The organism is Streptomyces xylophagus, assembly GCF_000716435.1.
GTDB lineage: Bacteria > Actinomycetota > Actinomycetes > Streptomycetales > Streptomycetaceae > Streptomyces > Streptomyces xylophagus.
Genome location: NZ_JNWO01000004.1, coordinates 409,193 through 415,192 on the forward strand (window position 1 = coordinate 409,193; position 6,000 = coordinate 415,192).

General features: G+C 71.3%; 4 protein-coding genes and 1 pseudogene. 3 read left to right on the top strand and 2 right to left on the bottom strand.

All coding sequences use genetic code 11. The features are described 5' to 3' along the window. Positions 1-352 precede the first annotated feature (352 nt). The gene (locus OO70_RS11370; protein ID WP_043667646.1) at positions 353-1,099 is read left to right on the top strand and encodes a phosphotransferase family protein; all 747 of its coding nucleotides are present in this window, start codon (positions 353-355) and stop codon (positions 1,097-1,099) included. A gap of 466 nt (positions 1,100-1,565) precedes the next feature. Beyond that, positions 1,566-2,063: pseudogene (locus OO70_RS11375) on the top strand (ABC transporter permease); the annotation flags it as partial. Positions 2,064-2,148: 85 nt separating this feature from the next. Here the strand turns inward: OO70_RS11375 and OO70_RS11380 are convergent. Together OO70_RS11380 and OO70_RS11385 are read right to left on the bottom strand one after the other, a co-directional pair. Continuing rightward, positions 2,149-4,155: an FtsX-like permease family protein gene (locus OO70_RS11380; RefSeq protein WP_043667650.1), complete on the bottom strand. Its 2,007-nt coding sequence runs from the start codon at positions 4,153-4,155 to the stop codon at positions 2,149-2,151. Next, positions 4,152-4,880 carry an ABC transporter ATP-binding protein gene (locus tag OO70_RS11385; RefSeq protein WP_043667653.1) on the bottom strand — a complete coding sequence of 243 codons (729 nt, stop codon included), beginning with the start codon at positions 4,878-4,880 and terminating at the stop codon, positions 4,152-4,154. The genes OO70_RS11380 and OO70_RS11385 overlap by 4 nt, the downstream gene beginning before the upstream one ends. Positions 4,881-4,999: 119 nt before the next feature. On the opposite strand from OO70_RS11385, the gene OO70_RS11390 reads away from it, so the two are divergent. Continuing rightward, positions 5,000-6,000, top strand: a 1,001-nt coding sequence (locus OO70_RS11390; protein ID WP_158711444.1) for a sensor histidine kinase, incomplete at its 3' end; no start/stop codon positions are given.

The following is a 6,000-nucleotide window of genomic DNA, read 5'->3' on the forward strand; positions in this document are numbered from 1 at the left end:
ATTGCCTTGGACCGGCTGTCAGCGCCTGTACCTCGATGGAACGCTGTACGCCTCTGACCTGTATGTATCGGCATTCCGTGACAGTTAATGAACCCCCCTGTCAGGGCTGCTCTCGGTCTCGTAATGCGTAGGTCTCGGGTTCGAATCCCGAAGGCGGCTCTGTGGAAGCCTCAGGACTCACTCGCCGTGACCTGGGGCTTTTGCTTTTGTCCGATGCGGTGGCGGTGGGCTAGTCCTGGTCAGTGGTCGGTGTCGTGCGCGAGGCCGCCGGGTGTCGGGACGCGGTCGGTCGCGTCATCGCAGGCGACAAACCCGGCGACGTCGGCGATCATCCCCGGGATACTGGGCGCCCATGGATGAGGTCGAAGTCGTTGTCGCCCATTCCGAGCGCGCGACTCTGCGCGTCGGTGACGTGTTCCTGAAGGTGGACGTCGATCAGGCGCGCGTCGACATTGAGGTCGACGCGATGTCCCTCGTGCCGGTCCCGACCCCGAAGATCTTGTGGCGCAAGCCGCCCGTGCTCGCGCTCGCCGCGCTCCCGGGGGCGACGCTCGGGCGCCTGGGCGGGCCGGCGACCGGGTCGCCGGCGGCCTGGGCCGCGGCGGGTGCCGCCATCCGGAAGCTGCACGAGGCGCCGTTGCCGCCCCGGGTCGGTGGGGCGGGGCGGAGCGTTGTCGCACTGGTGGCGGAACTCGACGACGAGTGCGAGTTGCTCGTGGCGAACGGGCTCCTGCCCGCCGACCTGGTCACCCGCAACCGGCAGGTCGCCGAGGCCGCGTTCCGGCCGTGGACCCCGGCGTTCACGCACGGCGACCTGCAGATCGCGCACGTCTTCGTCGACGGCGACGAGGTCACGGGCATCATCGACTGGTCCGAGGCGGGCCAGGGTGATGCCCTGTACGACCTCGCCACCTTCACGCTCGGACACGAGGAGCACCTCGACGACGTCATCGTCGGCTACGGCACCGACGTCGACCTCGACGTGATCCGCGCGTGGTGGTCGTTGCGAAGCCTGCTGATCGTTCGCTGGCTGAGCGAGCACGGCTTCGACCCGTTCGCGCCGGGCTGTGAGGTCGACGTGCTGAGATCCCGGATGTGAGGCTGCGCGGGCCCGACTGCCAGGGATGCGTTCCGACGCATCGAGCAGGTCATCCCCCGGGGCGCATCGCATCGCCTGCCCTTAGGCGCGGGGTGATCGGGAACAGGCGGACCTCGTCCCGGCAGATCCCGAGCGGTGTGAGCCTGGCCTGCCGCACCAACGACCTGGTCCAGCAAGAAGCCACCAGCACCAGCAAGCAGACCTCGACACTCGACGCGGCGCACCGTCTCGCCGCCCGGACCACGCAGACCAGCGCCGCCTGCGGAGGACACCAGCGGCACCGACACCCGGGATGTCCCGGGCGTTGGCAGGCACCCTGGACTGCGGTAACACCACGAGTACGTCCGTGACTTGGGGCCCCTGCCTGTTAGCGGATGCGGTTGCGCCGCCCCTGGTTCCAGCCGGTGATCTGGATGGTGAGGCCGCCGTCGGGGTTGGCCGTTGCGGTGACGTCGGCGCCGTGGGCGTCCAGGCCGTGCGCGGCCTGATCCCGCGCACCGCCAACCCGCAGAACCCTGAGGTCGTGACGGTCACCGACCCCTCCTCTGGGCTCAAGGCGCAGGCCGCCGCCAAGGGCGCCTTCACCAGCCTGCTCCTGGGGCTCGGCGCGGTGGCGCTGCTGGTCGGCGGGGTCGGCGTCGCCAACACCATGATCATCTCGGTGCTGGAACGGCGCTACGAGATCGGCCTGCGCCGCTCGTTCGGCGCCACCAAGGGCCAGATCCGCATCCAGTTCGTCATGGAATCGCTGGTGCTGTCCGGCCTCGGCGGCCTCGCGGGCATCGCCCTGGGCTCCCTCGCGACCTTCGGCTACGCCTTCCACGGCGGCCTGCCCTGGGTGGTACCGCTGTGGGCCGTCTCCGGCGGCTTCGGCGCCACGCTGCTGATCGGTACGGTCGCGGGTCTGTACCCCGCGGTGCGCGCCGCGCGGCTCTCTCCCACTCTCGCGTTGCACGCCGCGTAGAGGGCGGGGGTTCGTCGGCGTCGGGCGGGTGGTTCATGGAGACCTCAACTGCCCCTGCGAGGTGGGCGGGAGTGCCTTCGCCGGGTCAGTCCGGCCGTGGCCCCGCCCCCCTCACCACCTCGCGCAGCAACGGCCTGCTCGCCGCGCTCGCACCCGCCAGGCCCACGAAACCCAGGGTCAGACAGGCCGCGAGGAGTGCGACACCGGGGCCGTCCACGTGGGGCGTGCCGCCGGCGAAGGTCAGTGGGGCCGCGCAGAAGAGGCCGGTCAGCAGGGCGCCGGTCGTCAGGACCGTGCCGGGGAGCACCGACTCCGTGCGCCTGGCCGTGTCAAGGACGCGGAGGGGCGTGCCCGCCAGGTGGAGGAGGCCGTAGGTGCGGCGGCGGTCCAGGACCGAGGAGGCCGCGGTGATGCCGGTCGAGGCGATGGCGACGGTGAAGCTCGCGCCGAGTACCGCCAGGGTGGAGAGGTGGAAGTCGTGGTCGAACCGGCGTGACTGCCAGTCGATGTCCGTGCCGGTGATCGGGAACTGGCCGGGGGCGAGGCCGGTCAGTGCGGTGCGGGCCCTGTCGAGCTGGCGGGGGTTCGCGATCGTCGCCGTGATCTGGCGCTCGTCGCCCGTGCCCGTGCCCGTGGCGACCCAGGTGGTGGTCGTGCCGACCGTGGCCTTGATGTGCGCCTGCTTCAAGCGGACGCCGAACTGCTGTCGTACGGCGGCGACTTGGGCCTTCGGTACGGAGAGCGAGAGTTGGTCGGGGCTGCTCCAGGGCGTGCCGCCCGCGATGCTGAACAGGGCGAAGAAACCGGCCACGAACCCCGCCAGGGTCAGGCCCGACACCGCGCGCCAGACCGACTTGGGGTCGTCCAGGAGGCGCCGGCCGGCCAGGAGGGTCGTAGGGCGGCGGGCCAGGGTGGTCAACAGCGCGCCGAGCGTGCCGACCGCCCACGGGCCGATGACCGACAGGGCGGCGAAGACCGCCGCGCAGCAGTACACCACCGCGTCGATGTCCATCGGCCTGCCTGCGGAGAGTTGCCAGTAGCCGACGAGTACGGCGACGAACAACAGGGCGCGTACGGCGTTGAGTCGGGCGGCGCGGGAACGGCGTACGACTCCCAACGGGCCTACGACCACCTGCCGTAGGCCCGCCAGCGCGCTGATCGTCACCATCAGCACCACGCCGGCGAGTACGGCGAGCAGGACAGGTGTGCCGACCCAGAGGTCGGAGACGTACCAACTACCGCCCGCCACAGGGACTTTGGACGCCAGGGGCAGCAACGCCGCGTAGCCCACGGCGCCTGCCGCCGCACCTGCCGCGGACGTCAGTGCCGCCTCGGCCGCCGCCATTCCCGCGATCCGGCGCGGTGCCGCGCCCAGCAGGCGCAGCAGCGCCAGGCGGGTGTCCCGGCGGGAGACGGAGAGGCGGGCGGAGGAGGCGCCCAGGACGAGCAACGGGATGATCACCAGGACCGTCGCCAGCTTGGCCAGGGCCTGGTACTGGGAGGCGATTCCGTCCGTTGTCCGCGTTCCCGTGAAGTCCGCTACGGGGGTGGGGGTCACGATGTCGCCCGGGCGGCGGGGGTCGGTGCCGCGTTTCGTCGTCATGGTGGGGTCGTTGGCCCTGTAGCCGACCACCGCCACCTTTTCGCCGGGGCGTGCCAGTGCGGCTCGGCCCAGTGTTCCTGTCGTGGTTGTCGACCCCGGCAGCTTGCCCAGCGCGGGTGACGTCCATACCTCGCCCGGCCTGGGGAAACGGGGCATGCCGGGTGGGGGTGCGGGGGGCTTGGTCTGCTTGGTCGGATTGCTTGGCAGGGCGGCGATGTCGATGACCGTCACCGGTTCGCCGTTGATGAACGTGGTGGCTACGGCCTGTACGGCGACCGCGTGCGCGGGGTCGGTCTTGGCGGGGGTGCGCCAGTCGGTGTGGGCGGCGCGTGCGGCGAAGCCCAAGTTGGCGCCCACGCACAGGAAGAGGAGGGTGGTGCAGAGTGCCGACGCGGCGACGGACAGGCCCACGGCGAGACTGCCGTGCCTGCCGCCGCCGCGCAGCAGGCGCCAAGTCAGGGTCCAGGTGGTGCGGTTGAGGGTCCTCATCGCCGGACTCCGGTGCCCGCGGCGGGGATTCGCGTGGCCGGCTCTTCTCCTACGATCCGGCCGTCCCGTACTCGTACCGTACGGTCGCACCAGCGGGCGACCGACTCGTCGTGGGTGACCACCACCAGCGCGGCGTTCTGCGCCTTGGTGACCTTCACCAGCATGGCGATCATGTCCTGGCCCGTCGTCCGGTCCAGGGCGCCGGTCGGTTCGTCGGCGAAGACGACCTGAGCGCCGGCGACCAACGCCCTTGCCAGAGCGACCCGTTGGGCCTGGCCGCCGGAGAGTTCGCCGGGGCGGCTGTCCTCCTTGCCGTCCAGGCCAAGGGGTGCGAACCACTCGCGTGCGTGACGCTCGGCCTCGCGGCGGGGCATGCCGCCGAGCATCAGGGGGAGCGCCACGTTCTCCACCGCCGGGAGTTCGGGCAGCAACTGGCCGAACTGGAACACGAATCCGAAGCGGACGCGGCGCAACTCGCTGCGGTGCGGTTCGCGCAGCTGGTCTATGCGTTCGCCGTCCAGCAGGACCTGTCCGCTGTCCGGGCGCTCGATGTTCGCGAGGCAGTGCAGCAGCGTCGACTTGCCCGAGCCCGAGGGACCCATCACGGCCACGGACTCGCCGGCGCGCACGGCGAGATCCACGGCGTCGAGCGCGTGCGTGGAGCCGAAGGACTTCGACAGCGCGATGCCCTGCAGCACCGGTGGATCGGGGGAGTTGGGGTTCATGTGCTCCAACATGCTTGTCCGCTACGGCACTTCGCCTCGGCCGGGCGGCCGGTTCGGCTTCGTCGCGTCGTCCTTTCGGCCGAGGCCGTTCGGCAAGAGCCGCCCCTACGCTGCGAGTTGTGCGAGACGTAGACGATCAGACTCCCCTTTCCCGGCTGTCCCGCCGTACCGCCCTCACCGCGTTGGCGGTGGTCATGGCGCTGTTGTGGGTGCTCGACGTGGCCGGTATCGCGACCGTCGCTGGGCTGGAGGGGAACGGGGTGTGGTGGCGGCTGCTGCCGGGTGTCGTGGCCGCCGTGGCGTTGCTGTTGCCGGGCAGGTCAAGGGTGCTGACCTGGGGTGCTGGGGTCGCGGTGGTCGTGTCCTGGGCGGTCACGTTGGGCCTGCTCGGGGCCGTGACGCCGACGTTCGCCGGCTGGGGGCTGTTGGAGACGCTGTGCTTGCTCCTTCTGCTGGTGCGTACGACGCAGGATGTGGCCCCGCCCTGGCCGGCCGCCGCGTTGGGTGCCGCGCTCGCCGTCGCCGTGATCGCGGCACCGATGCGACTGGAAGGGGGCGGAGTCGGCTACTCCTTCCTCCTGACCTTCCCCACGGGCGGGGCGGTCGGCCTCGGCTGTTATCTGCGCAGTCTCGACGACCGTAGAAGGCGCGCGGTCGCCGATGTGCGGCAGAGCGAGCGGCTCGAACTCGCCCGGGAACTCCACGACTTCGTCGCCCACCACGTCACGGGCATCGTCGTGCAGGCGCAGGCCGCCCGGGCGATCCGGGAGAGCGCGCCCGAGCAGGTGGACCCGTTGCTGCGGCACATCGAGCAGGCCGGGTCCGAAACCCTGCAGTCCATGCGGAAGTTGGTGCGGGTGCTGCGCGAGGACGACGGACGGGCGGTGCGGCCGGGGGATCTCTTCGCCGAACTGGGCGAACTGGTCGCCGCGTTCGCCGAACGCGACGCCCCCGCCACCCTCCAGGTCGCGGCCGAGGCGAGGCAGGCGCGGCCCGATCCCGAGGTGGAGACGTCCGTGCGGAACGTGGTGCGGGAGGGGCTGACGAATGTACGCCGTCATGCGGCGGGATCGCCGTCCGTGTCGGTGCGGGTCGGGCTGTCGGGGGAGGGGGCGGGGGC

Bases quoted from the DNA above. Each gene is read 5' to 3' on its own strand.
- OO70_RS11380 (WP_043667650.1), bottom strand. From the start codon at position 4,155: ATGAGGACCCTCAACCGCACCACCTGGACCCTGACTTGGCGCCTGCTG.
- OO70_RS11370 (WP_043667646.1), top strand. From the start codon at position 353: ATGGATGAGGTCGAAGTCGTTGTCGCCCATTCCGAGCGCGCGACTCTG.
- OO70_RS11385 (WP_043667653.1), bottom strand. From the start codon at position 4,880: ATGAACCCCAACTCCCCCGATCCACCGGTGCTGCAGGGCATCGCGCTG.